Origin of the sequence: Lederbergia ruris (assembly GCF_018332955.1) — a bacterium.
GTDB lineage: Bacteria > Bacillota > Bacilli > Bacillales > Bacillaceae_C > Lederbergia > Lederbergia ruris.
Genome location: NZ_BORB01000008.1, coordinates 87,220 through 106,759, shown reverse-complemented (window position 1 = coordinate 106,759; position 19,540 = coordinate 87,220). Strand labels below are relative to the sequence as shown.

24 protein-coding genes, 1 riboswitch and 2 other annotated features are annotated in these 19,540 nt (G+C 40.3%); of the genes, 2 read left to right on the top strand and 22 right to left on the bottom strand.

Annotated features, from left to right (window positions below; genetic code table 11):
• Positions 1 to 143 precede the first annotated feature (143 nt).
• The 17 genes from KI363_RS06480 to KI363_RS06400 all read right to left on the bottom strand — a co-directional run bounded on the left by KI363_RS06480 (position 144) and on the right by KI363_RS06400 (position 13,586).
• Positions 144 to 503 carry a phage holin family protein gene (locus KI363_RS06480; RefSeq protein WP_212965877.1) on the bottom strand — a complete coding sequence of 120 codons (360 nt, stop codon included), beginning with the start codon at positions 501 to 503 and terminating at the stop codon, positions 144 to 146.
• Positions 504 to 564: 61 nt separating this feature from the next.
• Positions 565 to 1,401 (bottom strand): metallophosphoesterase, encoded by an 837-nt coding sequence (locus KI363_RS06475; protein ID WP_212965876.1) that lies wholly within the window; start codon positions 1,399 to 1,401, stop codon positions 565 to 567.
• Between the two features lie 128 nt (positions 1,402 to 1,529).
• Complete coding sequence (locus KI363_RS06470; protein ID WP_158321169.1) at positions 1,530 to 1,805, bottom strand: YbyB family protein; 276 nt, start codon at positions 1,803 to 1,805, stop codon at positions 1,530 to 1,532.
• Between the two features lie 120 nt (positions 1,806 to 1,925).
• On the bottom strand, positions 1,926 to 2,726 hold the full coding sequence (gene trpA / locus KI363_RS06465) for a tryptophan synthase subunit alpha (protein ID WP_212965875.1): 801 nt from the start codon (positions 2,724 to 2,726) through the stop codon (positions 1,926 to 1,928).
• On the bottom strand, positions 2,719 to 3,924 hold the full coding sequence (gene trpB / locus KI363_RS06460; protein ID WP_212965874.1) for a tryptophan synthase subunit beta: 1,206 nt from the start codon (positions 3,922 to 3,924) through the stop codon (positions 2,719 to 2,721). Before trpB ends, trpA begins: the two co-directional genes overlap by 8 nt.
• Positions 3,899 to 4,558: a phosphoribosylanthranilate isomerase gene (locus tag KI363_RS06455; RefSeq protein WP_212965873.1), complete on the bottom strand. Its 660-nt coding sequence runs from the start codon at positions 4,556 to 4,558 to the stop codon at positions 3,899 to 3,901. Before KI363_RS06455 ends, trpB begins: the two co-directional genes overlap by 26 nt.
• Positions 4,558 to 5,349: an indole-3-glycerol phosphate synthase TrpC gene (gene trpC / locus KI363_RS06450; RefSeq protein ID WP_212965872.1), complete on the bottom strand. Its 792-nt coding sequence runs from the start codon at positions 5,347 to 5,349 to the stop codon at positions 4,558 to 4,560. Before trpC ends, KI363_RS06455 begins: the two co-directional genes overlap by 1 nt.
• On the bottom strand, positions 5,350 to 6,375 hold the full coding sequence (gene trpD, locus KI363_RS06445; protein WP_158321164.1) for an anthranilate phosphoribosyltransferase: 1,026 nt from the start codon (positions 6,373 to 6,375) through the stop codon (positions 5,350 to 5,352). It lies immediately after the preceding gene.
• Positions 6,376 to 6,446: 71 nt separating this feature from the next.
• Positions 6,447 to 6,709, bottom strand: a binding site (T-box leader).
• A gap of 55 nt (positions 6,710 to 6,764) precedes the next feature.
• Positions 6,765 to 7,019 (bottom strand) — a binding site (T-box leader).
• Between the two features lie 131 nt (positions 7,020 to 7,150).
• Positions 7,151 to 7,378, bottom strand: coding sequence for an Rpn/YhgA-type helix-turn-helix domain-containing protein (locus tag KI363_RS06440; protein WP_212965871.1), 228 nt, complete (start codon positions 7,376 to 7,378; stop codon positions 7,151 to 7,153).
• A 334-nt stretch (positions 7,379 to 7,712) separates the two neighbouring features.
• Entirely contained in the window at positions 7,713 to 8,579 is an 867-nt protein-coding gene (locus KI363_RS06435; RefSeq protein WP_212965870.1) for a YitT family protein, read from the bottom strand.
• Between the two features lie 278 nt (positions 8,580 to 8,857).
• A complete protein-coding gene (locus tag KI363_RS06430) occupies positions 8,858 to 9,070 on the bottom strand; it encodes a hypothetical protein (RefSeq protein ID WP_158321161.1) in 213 nt (70 codons plus the stop codon).
• A 59-nt stretch (positions 9,071 to 9,129) separates the two neighbouring features.
• Entirely contained in the window at positions 9,130 to 9,909 is a 780-nt protein-coding gene (locus KI363_RS06425) for a TatD family hydrolase (RefSeq protein WP_212965869.1), read from the bottom strand.
• Between the two features lie 392 nt (positions 9,910 to 10,301).
• Positions 10,302 to 11,033 (bottom strand): ABC transporter ATP-binding protein, encoded by a 732-nt coding sequence (locus KI363_RS06420; RefSeq protein WP_158321159.1) that lies wholly within the window; start codon positions 11,031 to 11,033, stop codon positions 10,302 to 10,304.
• A complete protein-coding gene (locus KI363_RS06415) occupies positions 11,033 to 11,794 on the bottom strand; it encodes an ABC transporter permease (protein ID WP_212965868.1) in 762 nt (253 codons plus the stop codon). Before KI363_RS06415 ends, KI363_RS06420 begins: the two co-directional genes overlap by 1 nt.
• Positions 11,794 to 12,084, bottom strand: coding sequence for a thiamine-binding protein (locus tag KI363_RS06410; protein WP_212965867.1), 291 nt, complete (start codon positions 12,082 to 12,084; stop codon positions 11,794 to 11,796). The genes KI363_RS06415 and KI363_RS06410 overlap by 1 nt, the downstream gene beginning before the upstream one ends.
• A gap of 12 nt (positions 12,085 to 12,096) precedes the next feature.
• On the bottom strand, positions 12,097 to 13,080 hold the full coding sequence (locus tag KI363_RS06405) for an ABC transporter substrate-binding protein (protein ID WP_212965866.1): 984 nt from the start codon (positions 13,078 to 13,080) through the stop codon (positions 12,097 to 12,099).
• A 104-nt stretch (positions 13,081 to 13,184) separates the two neighbouring features.
• Positions 13,185 to 13,294, bottom strand: a riboswitch (TPP riboswitch).
• Positions 13,295 to 13,355: 61 nt separating this feature from the next.
• The gene (locus tag KI363_RS06400; RefSeq protein WP_212965865.1) at positions 13,356 to 13,586 is read right to left on the bottom strand and encodes a hypothetical protein; all 231 of its coding nucleotides are present in this window, start codon (positions 13,584 to 13,586) and stop codon (positions 13,356 to 13,358) included.
• Positions 13,587 to 14,265: 679 nt separating this feature from the next.
• Between KI363_RS06400 and KI363_RS06395 the strand changes: the two genes are divergently transcribed.
• Positions 14,266 to 15,399 carry a zinc-dependent alcohol dehydrogenase gene (locus tag KI363_RS06395; protein WP_212965864.1) on the top strand — a complete coding sequence of 378 codons (1,134 nt, stop codon included), beginning with the start codon at positions 14,266 to 14,268 and terminating at the stop codon, positions 15,397 to 15,399.
• A 301-nt stretch (positions 15,400 to 15,700) separates the two neighbouring features.
• On the opposite strand, the gene KI363_RS06390 is transcribed toward KI363_RS06395, so the two are convergent.
• Positions 15,701 to 16,090, bottom strand: a complete 390-nt coding sequence (locus KI363_RS06390) for a hypothetical protein (protein WP_246516787.1) — start codon at positions 16,088 to 16,090, stop codon at positions 15,701 to 15,703.
• 212 nt (positions 16,091 to 16,302) lie between these two features.
• Here KI363_RS06390 and KI363_RS06385 point away from each other — a divergent pair, with 212 nt between their 5' ends.
• The gene (locus tag KI363_RS06385) at positions 16,303 to 16,602 is read left to right on the top strand and encodes a TIGR04104 family putative zinc finger protein (RefSeq protein ID WP_212965863.1); all 300 of its coding nucleotides are present in this window, start codon (positions 16,303 to 16,305) and stop codon (positions 16,600 to 16,602) included.
• 149 nt (positions 16,603 to 16,751) lie between these two features.
• Here KI363_RS06385 and KI363_RS06380 read toward each other — a convergent pair whose 3' ends face one another.
• The 4 genes from KI363_RS06380 to larC form a co-directional block, all read right to left on the bottom strand.
• Entirely contained in the window at positions 16,752 to 17,168 is a 417-nt protein-coding gene (locus tag KI363_RS06380; RefSeq protein WP_212965862.1) for a DUF3139 domain-containing protein, read from the bottom strand.
• A gap of 75 nt (positions 17,169 to 17,243) precedes the next feature.
• On the bottom strand, positions 17,244 to 18,158 hold the full coding sequence (locus KI363_RS06375) for a TIGR01777 family oxidoreductase (protein ID WP_212965861.1): 915 nt from the start codon (positions 18,156 to 18,158) through the stop codon (positions 17,244 to 17,246).
• 52 nt (positions 18,159 to 18,210) lie between these two features.
• On the bottom strand, positions 18,211 to 18,654 hold the full coding sequence (larC2, locus tag KI363_RS22225; RefSeq protein WP_212965860.1) for a nickel pincer cofactor biosynthesis protein LarC2: 444 nt from the start codon (positions 18,652 to 18,654) through the stop codon (positions 18,211 to 18,213).
• Positions 18,651 to 19,538: a nickel pincer cofactor biosynthesis protein LarC gene (gene larC / locus KI363_RS22220; protein WP_212965859.1), complete on the bottom strand. Its 888-nt coding sequence runs from the start codon at positions 19,536 to 19,538 to the stop codon at positions 18,651 to 18,653. Before larC ends, larC2 begins: the two co-directional genes overlap by 4 nt.
• Positions 19,539 to 19,540 lie beyond the last annotated feature (2 nt).

Below are 19,540 nucleotides of genomic sequence, written 5' to 3'. Positions count from 1 at the left end.
GGATTGAAACATGAAAAGGGGCATCCAAAAGTCGAAAAAACAACTTTCTGGACAGCCCCTTTTATCGTTTTTAAAGATAGAAAGCATAAAGTTTTCCACTTGGATAGATCCGCTAGCTCTATGTGTCTTACGCTTCTCCTCTCCTATATACTGGGCTCTTTCCTGGCCCTGCCCGATCCGATTAACCATAAATGAACCAAAAACTCGATTGCCGTTAAAACAGCTGAAGTAAGCACAGTACCCCAGACTGTAATATAGGCATCTTGGTAGAAATAGGCAAATGTATACAAAAATATGGCAGATATGACAAAATCAATGCCAAGCGTTATCCAAAACGCTCCTTTCTTTAATAAAGCCCATTCAAGTAAATGCCCGACAATAGCTAGTACAACACCTGTTACAATGGGTTGATAAAGATATGGAAAATAAACACCAGGTAATAAATTGGATGCGAGGATTAGAACGATTGGAACCACAATAATCTTTAGTATAATATTTAACATGAATAGTGCCTCCTTTTACCTATATGAAAAGGATGCCTATTTACAATGAAATTATACCTTTTTAGCTGGTTTTCAATGTGACGGCAATAATTTCAGGTCGATTGAAAATCCGATAAGGAAAAAGACTATTCCCCAACCCTCGACTAATAATCATCGTTGTTTTTTTCTCTTGATGTTCCCCTGATGTATAGCGAGGAAACCATCCTTGGCCAGGGGCAATCAGACCGCCAAATCCTGGAAGGCGAATTTGTCCGCCATGCGCATGGCCGCTAAACACGAGATTCACTTCATTTTCCGCATAAACATCGATTAGCTCTGGACGATGAGAAAGAAGAATGGTAAATCTCTCTTGTGGAACAGAGGAAAGAGCTGCTTGTATCATTTGCTCCATGGCCTTATCTGGGCTCTGTTTTCCCTTCATAAGTGGATCATCTACTCCCATTATCGAGATAAATTCGTGATCCTTCTTCAAGTGGATCGCCTGATTTCGCAAAACATGGACACCAAGAGCTGAAAGGGCCTCTGTAATCTCGTCCACTTTATTAACAGCGACCTCATGATTCCCTAAAACAAAAAAGACATCTGTGATCATGACTAATTGTTTCATTAAATCTAGGCTATTGGCTAAATCATAGCGATTGCTATCAATTAAGTCTCCTGTAATGACAACCAAGTCAGGTTCTGCTTTTCGGATCTTTCTCATCAACTTTTCTTGCTTCTCACCAAAAGTCGCATCCTGCAAATCAGAAATCTGAACAATGTTCAAACCATCAAATGCTTTCGGTATTTCTTTGGATTTAATTGTATATTTCGTGGTTTTTATCCATGAATTGTTTAATTCTAAAAATACCCAAAGGACGAGCAAACAAATCAGCAATGTAAATATTTTTCGAGCCATACAATAAATCCCTTCAGATAGAATGTACTATTAATATATTTATGATCATGACATGGTATGAACATCTTTACAATAGAAAAAAGACATTCCCCATTTCGTCCATAGGGAATGTTCTTTTTCAAAGTCATTTATTGCTCTTCTTTATTATAATATTCTACCGCGTACATCGCGCCTTCTGAGACCATCTCCGCATCTCCGTGATCAAAGGGGTTAGGATGACCTGCTTTATCGAGCAGCTTTTTTTGAATTTCAGAGTTCTGTCTATTGAACCATTTCTGTACAGTTTCCTTCATCTGTTGAACGGTATTGAATGTTTTATTTCGATTCTCTTCCTTCACCAAATAGGTCACACCGGCAATTCCAATCCCTAACATTACATATGGGGTTAAGCGCTTTATAGCCATAGGATTGCCTCCTTTTCATTATTTGTCTATTCTTTACCCTATTTTTCGAATAATTAAGCATGAAAAGGATGACAAGTTCTTTACAATTGGAAGTCAAATAAAATTTAAATGTTTTAGCGTCTAAAGGGATGTTTGTTTCACTGTGGACTTTTTAGAAGCGGCCATTAATGCCACAATGGTTTCTCTATCACCTTGATGAAGGGATTCAACAATTTTACTTCCAACAATCACTCCATCGCAGTAATCACTCATGGTCCTCACTTGTTCTGGTGAAGAAACACCAAACCCAGCTAGCACTGGGACTTCCGCATACTCTTTCAACCCTTTTAAGTAAGCTTCTACCCCTTCTTCGTATTTACTTCTTACACCCGTTGTCCCTTTTACGGTTACCGCATATAAAAAACCTTCTGAACGCTTGGCAATTTGCTCGATGCGATGGGAAGGGCTTGTCGGGGACACGAGTCTGATTAAGGCAATGCCAAATTCCCCCAATGCAGGTGTCACAAGCTCCTCTTCTTCCAATGGAAGATCAGGAATAATCAGTCCATCCACCCCAACTTCTTCACAACGTTCCGCAAACTTTTCAACCCCAAATGAATAGACTAAATTAATATATGTCATCAGTACAATCGGTATTTCCCTCGTATCTTTCCACTCCTCTAAGCTTGTTAAAATAGCCGCAAGGGTCGTACCGTTCCCAAGAGATCGTAAGCCCGCCTCTTGAATAACCGGTCCATCCGCAACGGGGTCAGAAAAGGGAATCCCCAATTCCACAACGGTTGCCCCGTTTTTTTCTAAAAACAAAATCTGCTCTTTTAGATTTTCCAGCCCTCCATCTCCTGCCATAATGTAAGGAACGAAAGCTTTATCTCCCTGATTTAAAACTTTGGAGAACGCCGTATCTATTTTTGCTTTACCCATTGATTTGACCTCCAATCGCTGCTCGAACGGCATCGACATCTTTATCTCCTCTTCCAGACAAACAAATCACCAATGATTCAGATGCCTTCATTTCCTTTGCGAGTTTCACGGCAAAAGCTACTGCATGAGAGCTTTCTAGTGCCGGGATAATTCCTTCTGTTTTAGAAAGCATTTGAAAAGCTTCCAATGCTTCTGCATCTGTCACAGATGTATAATTCACACGTCCCTGATCTTTTAAATAAGAATGTTCTGGTCCTACTCCAGGATAGTCAAGTCCTGCCGAGATCGAATGAGCCTCTTGAATTTGTCCATGCGGATCTTGTAATAGATAGGTCATCGTTCCATGTAAGATTCCCGCTTTTCCATCTGTTAGAACCGCCGCATGCTCCCCTGTTTCGATTCCCGCTCCAGCCGCTTCGACGCCATAAATCTTGACATCTTCATCCTGAATGAAAGGATAAAACATGCCCAGCGCATTACTCCCGCCCCCGATACAAGCTACAACTGCATCAGGAATCTTGCCTTCTTGGTCCAGAATTTGTTGTTTTGTTTCTTTACCAATTACGCTTTGAAAATCCCGAACAATCTTCGGAAATGGATGGGGCCCGACAACCGACCCTAAGATATAATGCGTATCTTCAACATTGGCCACCCAATAACGCAGAGCCTCATTCACCGCATCTTTCAGCGTTCCACTTCCTTGGGATACGCCTCTGACCTCTGCACCGAGTAGTTCCATTCGGAAGACATTCAATGCTTGACGTCTAATATCTTCTTCTCCCATAAACACAATGCATTCCAGTCCAAGTAAAGCACAAACGGTTGCTGTGGCCACGCCATGCTGACCAGCTCCTGTTTCCGCTACAACCTTTTTCTTGCCCATTCTTTGCGTTAATAATGCTTGCCCAATTGTATTGTTAATTTTATGAGCACCGGTATGATTCAAATCTTCCCGCTTCAAATAGATCTTGGGGCCACCCAATTGTTGCGATAAATTTTCCGCAAAATAAAGCGGCGTTTCTCGCCCGATATATTGTTTTAAATAATACTCCATTTCCTGTATGAACGTAGGATCCTCAATTGCTTTATTGTATTCTTCCTCTAATTCCAATACGGCGGTCATTAAGGTTTCCGGTACAAAGCGACCCCCATATGGTCCATATTTCCCTTTTTCATCTGGTGATGTGTATACAGCCATTTTCTTCACTCCTGGATGTTTGATTTGCTTGATACATTTTTACCGTTTCGATAAATGCTTTTATTTTCACAGGGTCCTTTTCTCCGTCTGTTTCTACTCCACTGGACACATCGACTGTTTTTGGCTGGACTTTGGCTATGGCCATGGGCACATTTTCAATTGTTAATCCTCCAGCTAAAATAAGCTGCTCTTGTGGCAGTTGTTTAGACTCCAATAAATTCCAATCAAAAGGAATCCCACTTCCGCCAGCATATTGAATCCCTGGACTGTCGACAAGATAATAATCACAATTATAGTGTTTTAAGTCATCCAAATCTTTTTCCTGTTTGATGGAAAAAGCCTTGATAACCGGAAGTCCTAGACTTGAGCAAAATTGAGGTGATTCTGTTCCATGCATTTGGACATAATCCAGTTTGGCTAACTCTGCGATTCTTTGAATCTCTTCTTTACTTTCATTCACGAAGACGCCTACGGATTTTACATTGGGAGGTAGCTCTCGAATCAATTCAGCAGCCTTTTCAGGTGCAATTCTTCTTTTACTTTTGGCAAATACGAATCCGAGAAAATCGGCTCCAGCTTCGACAGCTGCGTGGGCCGCTTCTCTTGTGGTAATGCCACAAATTTTAACTTTCATTATTTCGCCACCTTCGTGAAGGGGATTCTGAATTGGTTCATTGTTTGTTGGATATCTCCAGAGCGCATAAGCGTTTCTCCAACTAAAATTCCCTTTGCTCCTGCTGCCCGCACCCTTTTGATATCCTCTTTCACCTTCATTCCACTTTCACTGATTAGAAGACGATCCGTCTGCTGTAAAAGAGAAGCAACCCGCTCCGTTACTCCGAGATCGACTTCAAAGGTTTTTAAATTGCGATTATTAATACCGACGATATTCGCTCCAACACGGAGCGCCGTTTCGGCTTCTTCCTCATTGTGCACTTCAAATAAAACATCAAGCTGTTGGGAGCGGGCATAATCATATAACTCTTGCAATCTTGTTTCAGGTAAGGCCGCTGCGATCAGTAAAATAATACTGGCCCCATGCTCTTTCGCTGCATCAATTTGCACCTCATCGATCATAAAATCCTTACATAATAAGGGAACATCAACAGCCTGAGCGACAGCAGATAAATCTGCCATCGATCCCTTAAAAAACGTTCGATCGGTTAAAACTGATATCGCGCCTGCCCCTGCCGTCGCATAGGCCTTTGCTTGTGCAACAGGGTCTACGTCTTGATTAATCATTCCTTTTGAAGGGGAGGCTCGCTTCACTTCGGCAATCACATTCATATTTGCTGAATCCATAAATTGATCATATAGGGAAGGACGTTTTTTCAATGGTTCCGCTTCATGTCCTCCACTATAAATGGCTTTTAACTCTTGAACCTCCAATTCCTTTTGTTTCAAAATTTCATCAAGAATTGTCACTTAAACCACTCCTTGCCGAGATTTTTCGCTTTTTCTAATTAAAAACTCTAATTTCTCCATCGCCGCTCCTGAATCAATGCTTTGCTTGGCATATTCAATCCCCTCTTGGATCGTCTTTGCTTTCCCGTTGGCAAAAATACCTATCCCTGCATTCAATAAGACAGTATCACGGAAAGGACCGTCATCGCCCCTTAATACACTATGCATGATTTGGGCATTTCTTTCAGCGTCGCCCCCAAGAATTTCCTCATTCGTATAATACGGAAGCCCAACATCTTCCGGTTTTAGCGTAATGGCGGTTAACTCCCCGTCTTCTAAAATAACGAGATGATTTTCTCCTGACAAGGAGCCTTCATCAAGAAAACCTGCACCATTGATAATGACGGCTCTCTTACGACCTAACTTTTTCAAAACTTCTCCCATTAGCATTAATTTATCTCGTCGATAAATGCCCAACAATTGGGTATCCAATTCAACCGGATTTGTTAGTGGACCAATGAGATTAAAAATAGTCGGCACACGCAAATCCTTTCGTACTTTCATAACCGCCTTCATCGCTGGATGGACATGAGGAGCAAATAAGAAGGAAATCCCGTTTTCCTCTAATAATTCCTTTGTTTCTTCTGGCGTTTGATCAAGGGAAACCCCAAGGTATTCCAATACATCGGCACTACCCGTTTGACTTGAAACACTGCGATTGCCATGTTTTGCCACTTTTATTCCTGTTCCAGCAATGACAAACGCTGAAGTCGTACTGATGTTGAAACTACTGGAGCCATCTCCCCCAGTCCCGCAATTATCAATCACACTATGTTTCACATGTAAGCTTGCAGGAGATTTCTCGCGAATCGCTTGCACCAAACCCGCAATTTCATCTGCAGTCTCTCCTTTTAAGGCTAACAAGCCGAGCAAAGCACCTGACTCACTTTCCGTTGCTTCTCCTTCGAATAAAAGTCTTCCCGCCTTATACATTTCCTCTATCGTTAAAGATTTCCCTGCCATTAATTTCTGTAAATATGTTTTCATTTTCATTCTCCTTTCTAATAAAGGTAAATATAAAAAAGCCCCCTGTCCCAGACATAAAATCTATGTCTAGAACAGAGGGCGAAAGTCGCGGTGCCACCTCTGGTTGAGGATTGATTCCTCATCTCAATTAGGTACCGTAAAAAGCCGTTCTGAACCACAACCTGTATGCTCGATACCCTATCCTGTTAACGGTGGAGGCCGGATTTCCCTACTAAGCCTTGTTCAGGAAATCTCTCGTAAGCCCATTCCATTTGGCAGTACGGGCCGGAATCCCACCATCACCGGCTCTCTTTTCCGCCTTACCAAATATACTCCTCTTACTCAACGATTTACTCCAATATCTATGTTATTTTTTAAACAAGCCTAAAAATACAAAAAGGGCCCCTCATCCAAAGGACGAGGAACCCGTGGTACCACCTTTATTAGCTGAAAATCAGCTCACTTTGACAGCAACAAGCATCACACTTCTGCTCATGCCTAGTCTTCGTAACGTCGAGACCTTCACGCCAAAGCCTACCACCTTCATCAAGGGTTCGGTTTGGAGGCTCAGAAGTCCATTCACTATTCTTACACACTGGTTTGCACCACCCACCAGCTCTCTTTCGTGCAACAAAATAGCTACTCCTCTTCGTCACTGCCAAAATCATCGATTTAGTTTGAATTATTTAACATGTTAACTTTTCAAAAAGGAATTGTCAAGGGGTATTGTTTGTAAAATTTCTTTAAATTATAAATTACATATTGTCCGGTGAATCCAACCATTCTTTACTTGTGTTTACACTTGATCCTTAAGATCCTCTAACTCTTTTTCAGTGAGGTTCGTAAATTCCATAATTTCTTTGAACGAAAAACCTTTTTTAAGCATTGCCATGGCTATTTCCTTTTTCCCTTCTGCCTTACCTTCCGCTTTTCCTTTAGCTATTCCTAGTTTTTTTCCTTCTTCCCGCCACTCATCGATAAAAGGTTTCAATGTTGGTGGAACAGGGTGCATCGTTCTTTCCATATAACTCTCCTCCTTTTTAATCATTGCTCTAATGTCTTTTTGCAACTCCCTTGTCATCTCCTTCGGAATTTCTAATATATAATCGATAAAATGGAACAAGGATTGAATATATTCCCGAGAACTTTTCTGCGGATCTTGTAGTAACAATTCGAGTAAATTCCGCTTGAATTGATATCGCTTACTTGCATTGTAAATGTAAATTTCTATGGTGAGGAAGAATGAGATATATGGGGATAAAAAGAGAACACCTTATAGGGAGAATAACACATTTTATAGGAAAAATGTACCAATTTCCTATTATCATCTCCCTTAATGGCATTCCGCTTGTTTACCGTTATTTGGTGCCATGGATTTTTTCCATCGAGAAGCCCCTGCCTAAAATTTCCGAAGCGTTGAGGAAAATTACAAACGAAGATGGTTCTTGTTCTTGTAGGACTTTTTTCAAATAGACCGCTTCTGCTTGTTCTACGACACAGAGAATCATCGTTCGTTCTAAATTTGTGTACCCGCCTAATGATTTCACTTTTGTTAGGCCACGATCAATTTCTTCCCGGATAATTTGCTGTACCTCTTCTTCCTTTTCCGTAATAATCATCACAAGCTTTGTTGGGGATGTTTGAAGTTGGACAAAATCAATGACTTTGCTCGTGACATAGATCGAAATTAGTGCGAATAGGGCAAGTTCTAAATTTAAAACAAAAGCGGCTGCTATAACGACAACTCCATCCACAATCAGTTGGGAAAAACCGCTCGATAAGCCGGTGTATTTTTTTAACACTTGAGAAATAGCGGCTGTTCCACCTGTCGATCCTCCACCTCGATAGACAATTCCTAGACCAACCCCAATAAGAATCCCACCATAAATGGCACCAAGCATGGGTTCATGAAGATTGATATCGATTCCCTGTGTCAACCAAATTACAAACGGAACAAAAATAGTACCAATTAATGTTTTCACCCCAAAATCTTTTCCTAATAACCAAAGACCTAGAAAAAACAACGGAATATTAATTGCCGCTTGCACTAGCGCAGGATTCCATTGAAAGGCTTCATAGAATAAGGTGCTAACACCTGAAATCCCTCCAGCCGCAATCTTCGCTGGAAGTAAAAATATATTATAAGCTAGTCCCACTAATGTGGCGCCAAAAACGACCATAATATAGTCCCAAACTCGGGAAAATTTTGACGTTGAATTTCTCATTCTGCATGCACCTATCCTTTTCTGTTTGAGCATTGATGTTAGATGAGAATAACTCCTTATCAAGGATATCATTTTTATTTAGTAAGAGGGAAGAATTAGGATGGTGACGAAAATCGCCACACCTTTCTGATTTACATCCTGTGGCTTGATGTATACTTCGCCTTTATACAGAGGGGCAACGATTGTTATATAAAGAGATTTACCTGCATAATTTACTCGAAAAGGGGATGAAGATTCATTCCATCTCCATCCCTCTAGTGAAATCCTAGACTTTAAACTTATCCATCATTTTCTCCAAAAGTTCCTCTTTTATCCTGTTCATTTTTTTCGCGTTTTTCAACGAGGTCATCCGAGATATCGTCAATCGGCATCACCAATTGATCACGTTGGGCTTGTTTTTCTGGATCCTGATAAAATGCTTTGTCACGATCATTCCGTTCCTTCAGTACTTTATCACGATTAATTTTATCTTGTGTTGGTTGATGCTTCATCTTCTTTCCCTCCCTTGGTTTAGTTCTCTTTTTCCTTATGGGAGGTGCAACGAAACATTTTAGTACAATTTATAGAAATTTATCGTGTTTTGGTAGAGTTGTTGGTAAACCCCCTCTAGGTCCTCGTTTTTTATTTCCGCAATCACCTTAATGGACTCATGAATCATGCGAGGATGTGTCATCATGCCCTTGAATGGACCTTCGAATGGCCAAGGTCCATCTGTTTCGACCATTATTTTTTCTAATGGATACTTTTTCACTAACGCTTGGATTTCCGGTTCATACACGACATCAGGAGTGACAGAAATCAAATAACCATGTCGAATCATGCGCTCAATGGTTGGATCAGCTCCTTTAAACCAATGAAAATGTGCATTGCGTATATGGTGTTGTTCTAATAGATCACATACAAGATCAGCATCTTCATAAACGGCATGAAGAACAACGGGTTTGTTCCACTTTTTTGCAAACACTAAAAATTGCTCCAATAATGAAATATACCCCTCGATTTTCAAGGCAGGCGCTTCCTTACGTGTGTAATAAGGCAGGCCAATTTCCCCAACTGCGACCATATCTTCCACATGTTCTTCCATCCATTGAAATAATGACTGCTGTTCTTGCTCTGTTGGCAATTTCTGCTCCGGATGGAAACCAAAAGCTGGTTTTACTTGAGAATGTTTTCTAGCCAAGGATAGATTTTGCTTACAAGATTGTAAATGATAGGACACAGAGATAAGTGCTGGATAGCTTTCTATCGACAAATCACGGATGATTTGCTCGATTTCATTCTCTTTGTAGTGATCCAAATGAAGATGGGCATCAATCACTTGTCTATTCATTTTGCCCTCCTCCTTTTACATTTCTTCCAAAAAAGCACCAGTTTATCGAAAACCGTTTAAACCTGTGAATAGTCTTCGAACATTTATATTACCGGTTTTAATTGATGAACGATTATCAGGTATTATAAAGCTTTCTATATTACCGCTTTTAATGAATAATAACTGTTTGGGTATTATAACTCCCTTTATATGACCACCTTTAATTAATGAACAGCTTTTCGGGTACTATGAAGAACCCTATGTTTCCACTTTTGATCATTAATCAGATTTTCGGGTAATATGAAGACTCCTATGTTACCACTTACGACCGTTGAACAGTCTTTCGGGTACTATAAAGCCTGCTATATGCCCGCTTTTGGCTTTCATAAGGTTTAAACGGTTCTATAAAGCCATTATCCTCTTAGAAAACTCGTCAGTTCTCGCTTTTTTTCTAAAAATTCCTCCGTTAATAGTAGTTCATGGTGACGTGGCCTTACGAAAGGTACCGATAGCTCATGAACAACTTGGGCCGGGTTCGTGGATAGCACGAGAATACGATCTGACAAAAACAGTGCCTCATCGATGTTATGGGTAACAAATAGAATCGTCCTACGGTAAGCGGACCAGATTGATAATAACCATTCATGCATTTCTTCGCGGGTAAAATCATCTAAAGCGGAAAAAGGCTCATCGAGGCAGATCAAGGATTGCGGACTTAATAAAGCACGGATAAAAGCCACCCTTTGTTTCATCCCTCCGGACAAAGCACCAGGCAGGGCCTCTTCATAACCAGCCAACCCCGCCTTCTTAATCATCTCTCTTGCCTTTTTCTCATCTTTCTTTCCTTGCAGCTCTTGACCAAGTAAGACATTTTGTAAAACCGTTCTCCATGGAAGTAAAGCTGACTGTTGTGGCATATAACTAATCGCCCCACGCTTTCCAGTCATATCATGGCCATCTAAAATAATCGATCCTTCTTCTGGTACGAGAAGTCCGCCAATTAACTGAAATAATGTACTTTTCCCACTACCAGAAGGTCCTAAGATCGTCACAAACTCTCCTTCCTCCACTTGAAATTGAATGTGATCCAATACTTTTCGTTCTTGAAAGCTTTTGGATACTCCATTGATCGTAAGAGTGCCCATTATTTCATCTCCTCTTTTGTCCAGCGAACCAGCCATTTTTCAGCAAGCTGGATCAACAGAAAGAATAACATACTTAAAATCATAATCAGGAAAATCGCCACAAACACTCGATCTGTTCGGAACGAGGAAGAAGCTAACGTCATATAAACGCCAATTCCCTTTTTGGCACCAAGCCATTCAGAAATCACAGCACCCATGACACTGTAGGTGGCTGATATTTTCAAGCCCGAAAATAAGGCTGGGAGAGAGTGTGGCCATTCTAACTTCGTGAAAATTTGCAGTCGCGTCGCCCCCGCCATTAACATATATTGTTTGATCTCTTGAGAAGTTTGACGGAATCCTCCCATGGCAGCAATGGTGACTGGGAAAAAGCAGACAAGCGTGATGATAATTAACTTAGGAAGCCAACCAAATCCAAACCAGATGACCAATAAGGGAGCTAATACAATAATCGGGATGTTTTGCGATAGAATTAAGAGCGGGTAAACCGCCTCTTGGGTTCCCGGCAGCAAATGAAGAATGACCGCAACGAGAATCCCAATCGAACAGCCAAGTAAAAATCCTGTCACCGCTAAGCCAATCGTTGATTGCAAATGTGGAAGAAATCGCTCATATCCCGCTATGGCTTCCTGTAAAATCGCACTCGGAGCTGGCAACAACCAACTAGGGGTGTTCAAAAGTCGGACAGCGCCCTCCCAGATCATAAGTAGGAAGAGGAGAACCGCCATCGGTCTCCACCCTTTCCTCCAAATCGCTCCCATTATCGATATTTCTCCGTAAGCGACCCCATCGTAATCCCATCTGGTTTATAGACAATTTTTACTTGAGAAATAATACTGATACTCCCTAACTCAATCATTCTTTGATTCATTTTTTCAATGATTTGCATGATATACGATAGATCACCTTCCATCGTTGTTTCTAATGGATGAACTTCGTATGAGACCCCTGATTCCGCAATGACTTTGATCGCCTCATCCACAAGTGGATAAGTATCCCCTCCACTGGCTAATTTCGGGATAATTTGAATACTTACTAATGCATTCGCCATCTTTCTTCCTCCTTATTCGGGTAAAAATTCATTGGTGAAAGCTTGTTTTACATCGATTTCCTTTTCAAGGACCTTTTTCTCTAACATCCAATCCATATAGTTCTGCCAAATTTCTTGCTTCTGCTCTCCCCAACGCGCAGCATCATCTTGATAACGAGTTGCCAACCATTCTTGGCTTTTGCGCACAAGTTCCTCATCAAGATCGGGTTCCGCCTTGATCAAAACCTCAGCTGCTTCCTCTGGATTATCGATTGCCAGTTGGTACCCTTTTGAGACAGCCTTCATAAAGGCTTTTACCGTATCGGGATCTTTCTCAATCATTTTCTCACTCGTGGAAATCACTGGGGTGTAATAATCAAGCTTGTCCGAGTAATCCGTAAGGTAAATCATATTTAAATCATCCCCGCGCAACTCCGCTTCTACACCAGTCCAAGCATAATAAATCCACGCAAAATCGATATCTCTTTGCACGGCTGTAAAGAAATCGGTATCACCCATATTGACTACATCAACTTTATCGAAATCTCCGCCATCAGCATCCATCAAAGAAGTCAGAACCGCTTGCTCAACTGGTGCGCCCCAGCCGCCGTATGTCTTTCCTTCAAAATCACTCGGCTTTTTAATATTTTTCTCAACGGGTGAGGCGAGACCTGAAGTATTATGTTGAATAATTGCCCCAATCGACACAATCGGAATATCTTGGGCTCTTGCTTCCGTTAAACTTTCTTGGGCACTAATGCCAAATTCAGATTTACCCGATGCGACTAACTGGTCCGCTCCCGCTTCACCAGGCAGAATAATTTCGACATCCAAGCCCTCTTCTTTAAAATACCCTTTATCACGTGCTACATATAGCCCCGTATGATTGGTATTCGGTGTCCAATCAAGCACGATCGATACCTTTTTCTCGCCTGTCTCACTTTTCTCTTCTGTTGCTCCACTACAACCAGCAAGCAAAAGAACCATAACTAAAGCAATACCTAACCACTTTTTCATCTTTTTTCCCTCCATGTTCTTCCAGAAATGCAACCCCTAAACATGAAAAAGATGCCCAAATTCGTTTGAACCTGGGCATCTTGAAAGAACATTCATCATTTAATTATGAATGAATCCATGTTCCCTTCGCTGGTCTTAACCAGGGCAGGTTCTAAGGGTCAGCATCTCAAGGATGCACTCTCAACCGGCATAACCGGTTCCCCTACATTCCATATAGTATGATTTTCATATTTTATTATAGCAGATTATTCGTCTAAAGCCAGATTGACGACTTCTCAATAGGCAAAGGCGGCAGAAAAAGCAAAAATAATTACTAGCATAATGATATAAAATATAATAACAAGTACGAATGCTCCTGCCATGACAATTAAATAAGCCTTAGCAAATAAATTACGCGGCTCATCTTTATCTACCGCCCATATAATCAGCATAACAATATTTACAATCGGAAGTGCAAGCAAAATCATTGTAATAATCCAATCTTTTAATGTCATATTTCTTTCCATAAGCTTTTCACCCCTCTCATTGTTTTCTAAATCGTTATTCATTGATGTTTATGACAACATTGTTCATTTTACTATTAATTCCAGAGATTACCAGAGGATTCTTGATACTTCATTCAAGGTATACATTTATTCCTTTATAATGTATACGAAAACCCATTTGGTAAGGTTTCATCTTACTTCATAAGTGAAAATATTTTTTGATGGTGCTTTCTAACTTCCCTTTTTATTTCCGCATTTTTTTCACAATATAAGCATTCAAAAATCTACCTCTGCACAAAAAAGGCGCATCCCCATTCACGAGATCGCTTTACCTTCATTACGGTAAACTTATCTATTATTTTGCGTTTCCCTTTATACGAAATCGCCATTTCAGCTTCCAAGTAAACGATTTACTATCTTTAGCTTCATAATCTTATGCCTCTTAGCCTGTTGGGGTTCTCATGTGAACCTCTCCAACTAATAGGTGTTAACGTACTTTTTATCCCTGTGATTCCAGCCTTTTTTCTTTTTTTATTACAACTGAAATGGAAAATATCAGGGCTGCTATAAGTACTTAGTTTTTTACCATCTCAGCAAATCATAACTCAAGCAAGGTTTCGAGTAACGAAGTATATTATTTCCTTTCTTAGCTGAACATAAGGAACAAAGAATGCTAAAAAAATGGGAGGACCTGGCCATTATGAAAGCTGTCACGTATCAAGGACCAAAGAAAATACAGGTGAACGAAGTAGAGGATGCAAAATTAGAGAAAAAAGATGATGTGATTGTCAAGATTACATCTACTGCAATTTGTGGATCTGATTTGCATTTATACCAAGGAAATTTCCCATTGCCTCCTGGATACATTATTGGCCACGAACCGATGGGGATTGTAGAAGAAGTAGGACCCGAAGTCACGAAGGTAAAAAAGGGGGATCGTGTGATTATCCCTTTTACTGTTGCATGTGGTCATTGCTTTTATTGTGAGCATGAGATGGAAAGCCAATGTGATAACGCGAATCCCCATTACGATTCAGGAGGATACTTTGGTTATTCCGAGAAGTTTGGTAACCACCCAGGTGGTCAAGCTGAATATTTAAAAGTCCCTTTTGGAAACTTTACTCCCTTTGTGATCCCAGAATCATGTGAACTAGAAGATGAATCATTGCTTTTTTTATCCGATGTTCTTCCAACTGCCTACTGGAGTGTAGTCAATGCAGGAGTCAAACCAGGGGATACTGTTATCGTGCTTGGTTGCGGGCCTGTTGGGTTAATGACGCAAAAATTCGCCTGGATGAAAGGGGCAAAGCGCGTAATTGCGATTGATTATTTAGATTATCGAATGAATCATGCCAAAAAAATGAACAATGTGGAGGTCTTTGAATTTACAAAGTATCCAGATATGGGGGAACATTTGAAAGAAATCACCCATGGAGGAGCAGATGTCGTCATTGATTGTGTAGGAATGGACGGGAAAAAATCCCCCCTGGAGTTTCTTGAACAAAAATTAAAATTGCAAGGTGGAACCCTTGGCCCGATTCAAATTTCCACAAAAGCTGTGCGCAAATATGGAACGGTCCATTTAACAGGTGTTTACGGGGGCAACTATAATGTGTTTCCGATGGGGGCATTTTGGGTGAGAAATATTAATCTGAAAATGGGACAGGCACCAGTCATCCATTTTATGCCTGAATTATTTAAAAGGATAACAAATAATGAGTTTGACCCGAGAGAGATTATTACACATAAACTGGCCCTTGAAGATGCAAGTCATGGTTATCAAATTTTTAATAATCGTGAAGACGACTGTATAAAGGTTGTATTAAAGCCGTAAATTTTGTTCTACTGATGCCTTTTTAATCTGTACATTCACTCATTTTATCCCCACAGCTAAATAAATTGTTGTTTTACAAAACATCCCGATAAGCCGAGAAGGGGCTCAAATCTTATTCAGGATTTGCGCCCTGCTTAGTTATGAAAAATAACTAAAAAATGAAGTACCTAACCAATTCGAAAATGATAACCCCCACAACTATACCAAGTATGAAAATCAACCATTTCGAGGCATTGTGTCCTACCCACTGGTGGTATGTCTCTCTCTCTTTCTTTAGTCATCCAGCCCGATTGACGCACAACTATTTAGGCGTTACCCCAAGAAAATATTGTTCAATCTCTTCAGGCAACTCTTCAACTGCGAGAACCTTTAATCTTTTAGTACCCGGTGTAGTCATAACCATATATGTTTTTTGGTTATATTCAAACAGAGTAAACTGACTTATCCTATTGGGAGAGTTACCCAAGTCATTAATGAAATCGAAATCCTCTTTTTTAAAATATGACTCATACCCCTTCAACATTACATTTTGGGCTTCATCAAAATCATCCGCAAATGAAATGGTTTGATATAATTCAAGAGAATTCTTTGGTGTGAAAAAGAAAATATAGTATATTGCCATACCAACAATTAAAACCGATAAGATAGTAAAAGACATCCACCTTTTTAAGTTTTTATTAATCGTCCCCAATCCCCCTATAATCCATTAAATGGCCCGATTCTGGAACAATACTATGCCGCAAACGCGATTGTTTGAAGTGAAATCTATAGACAGGTTCTATTTAATTATAAATCATTAGACCAACCTGCGTACCTTGTTTATTTCCAATAAATGAAACTTATCAGTCATTAAGAACGTATAAGTATTTAATCAAGGACATTCAAAGAGAGGAGGATTTCTGTATGCCTACTTGTCAAAACTGCGGTAAAAAATGGTCTTGGTTTGATTCAATAAAAAAATTATTAACATTCCGTAAAAGTATGAAATGTAATCATTGCGGAAAGATTCAATATCAAAGTGCATCTTCTAGAAATATAACTTCTTTACTTGTTTTATTTCCAATTATCACGATTCCATTTTCTATAATGTTTAATTTATCCTTAACTTCTGCATTATTATTAGAACTTGCTTTAATACTCGTGGTTCTATTTGTAATGCCATTGTTCTTGAAATTAACTAATATAGAAGAACCATTATGGTGAAAGATGGAGGCAGTGAATCCCATCAGTCTCTTTTTATTTTTCCCCTATCAACATTATTGATTAACAGAGCCAATTAAAAAAAATATTACCTCTATTTAAACCACACTCCTTATCACCTGGATACTAACATATTTCTCCATTTATCTTATCTAATCTCGATTATCTAGAGAGTTAATACATTTTTCTTCACTGTGTTTTGTTTCACTTTCAACAATATCTGTAACACCAGCAGAAGATAGTTTATCCTTTTCACAGAATTGATTAACTTGTTTTCCCTTTTTGGTGATACCATAATAATAGGTCACATCTGGTTCGTCTTTGAAGATAACCATATAATGACCGTGATAAAAATCTTTATTAATAATATGCTTCGGCTCTACATAATGCGATTCTTCTATATCGTTCTCCGTATATCCTTTTCCCTCTAAATATTTCGGAACTTTTTTATCTGCTATATAGTTTGTATAAGGATTACCGTTATTTAGCACATAAAAGAAACCAAATGGAAGTGCCATGATAATAACTATAATTAAAACCAAAGCAGACCACATAACTTTTTTCTTCATCCTTTTTCCCCCTCACCCAGAGCAACATTCTGTCCAGATTGTTGAATTCAAAGATCCCATTCTCTCAAATCAACACTAATCTTTAGAAGTGAGAATTTCTCTTAATGCCACTTCCAATTTTGGGTATTGAAAAGTATAAGCGGCATTCAAAGCTTTTTCCGGGACGGCTTTTTGACCACAAAGGAGCATTTCACTCATTTCGCCTAACAATGCTTTCATCGCAAAGCTGGGAACGGGGAACCAATGGGGGCGATGAAGGACATGAGCAATCGTTTTGCCGAAGTCATCCATTCTCTTTGGTTCAGGTGCTGTTACATTTAGGGGGCCTCGGATAGAGGATTGTTCAATCGCTAGTGCGATTATTCCCGCTACATCATCCACGTGAATCCAGGATACCCATTGTTTTCCTGACCCAATCCTCCCTCCGACCCCCAGCTTATAGGGCAAAGACATAAGTGGAAAAGCTCCGCCTGTTTTTCCGAGAACAATGCCAAAGCGAGCATATACGGTGCGCACTCCCCATTTTTCCGCTTCGGAAGCTAGCTCTTCCCATGTTTGGACAACTGTTGCTAGAAAGTCTCTCGCATTCGGGTCCGCTTTCTCTGTAAAGGTTGCGGTTTCGGACATGCCGTAATAGCCAATGGCAGAGGCATTCACAAGCACGCTTGGCTTGGGATCTAGTTTTTCGATGATCCGTAAAACTTCCTTTGTGGCTGTGATTCGGCTTTGAAGGATTCGTTGCTTCTTTGCTTTTGTCCATCTTAATCCATTAATCGATTCTCCGGCCAAGTTCACAAAAGCATCCACCTTGTCCAATTGTGTTTCCGGTTGACTGTTGGGGGTTAACCATTCGACATATTGGACTTGATTGGTTGACTGAATTTTCGAAGAATCCCTCGTTAAAATCGTCAGTTGATGTCCTTGGGCTAGAAGTTGCTTTTGCAATACCTGTCCAACAAAGCCGCTACCTCCTGCGATGACAATATGCATGCCATTTCTCCTTTCTTGGATGAATATATTTCTGTTACATGTTCACAGTATTTCAATCACTTTTGATGGTTAAAGCTTCTTTGTATACCTTCTGAAAAGGAAGCTTGTGCTCAAGAGCTACTCGCTTCACATCTTCATATTCGGGTAAGGCACGGATGATGTTTCCGTCTTTAATCGCTTGTTTAATGCGGATGGGGCCATATGGCGTATCCACTGTGACGAGCTTTCTTTCTAAAATGGTCCGAGCAGATGAAGAGCTTCGCACACCAAGAGTGGTCGTTTCCTCTAGCAAAATATTGGTTAAGGCGGATTCGAGTGCTTGAGGTGCAAGGGTCGTAAGTAAAACTCCTGGCCGACTTTTTTTCATATATATAGGAGTGTGATAGACATCTAGAGCACCTGCATTCAAAAGCCTTTCCATTGTAAATCCAAGTGCCTCTCCAGTCATATCATCCATTTGACATTCTAAAATGGAGATGGCCTCATGCTGATTCACGTTAGAGACTTTTTTTTTACCTCTTCCCCAATCATAATTCGCAGTACATTTGGACGATTCGGGATATCTCGTGTTCCAGCGCCATATCCAATGGCCTCAACCTTCATCGCTGGCAATGTGCCAAAATCATCTGCTTGGCTCACCACAATTGCAGCCCCTGTAGGTGTCGTTAATTCATAGGATAACTCTGTTGGTGCAATCGGAATATTTTTCATCATGTCAAGTGTTGCCGGTGCTGGAACCGGAAAAATACCGTGGGCACAACGAATACTTCCAGATCCAAGTGGAACATGCGCGGAGACGACCTTTTCAATCTCCAACTCTTCTAGAGCAATTGCTGTGGCGACAATATCGACAATTGAATCTACGGCACCCACTTCATGAAAATGAACACTTTCTACGGGCATATTATGGATTTTCGCTTCCGACTTGGCAATCGGCGCAAAAATCTGTTTACTTCGTTCTTTCACACCCGGAGCCAATTCAGACTCCTCAATTAATTGAAGAATATCTGCATAGCTGCGATGGTGGTGGCCGTGCCCATGATCATGACTATGGGAGTCGTGGTGATGTTCATGACCGTGATCAGGATGATGATGGTGATCATGAAGATGAGAATGATCGTGATGATGGTGATGCTCATGAGAATGGGAATGTTCGTGATCATGATGATGGGTATGCTCGTCCTCTTCTAAAAGAACATCAAATTTCGTTGAGCTAATGCCTTCTTTCATCACTTTTCTTCTATTTAACTGATAGCCTTGGACGTTCAATTTCTCTAATTCTTGTCGAATGTTTTCAAAAGAGGCCCCTGCGTCGATCAGGGCGCCTACCATCATATCTCCACTAATTCCTGAAAAACAATCAATATAAAGGGTTTTCATCT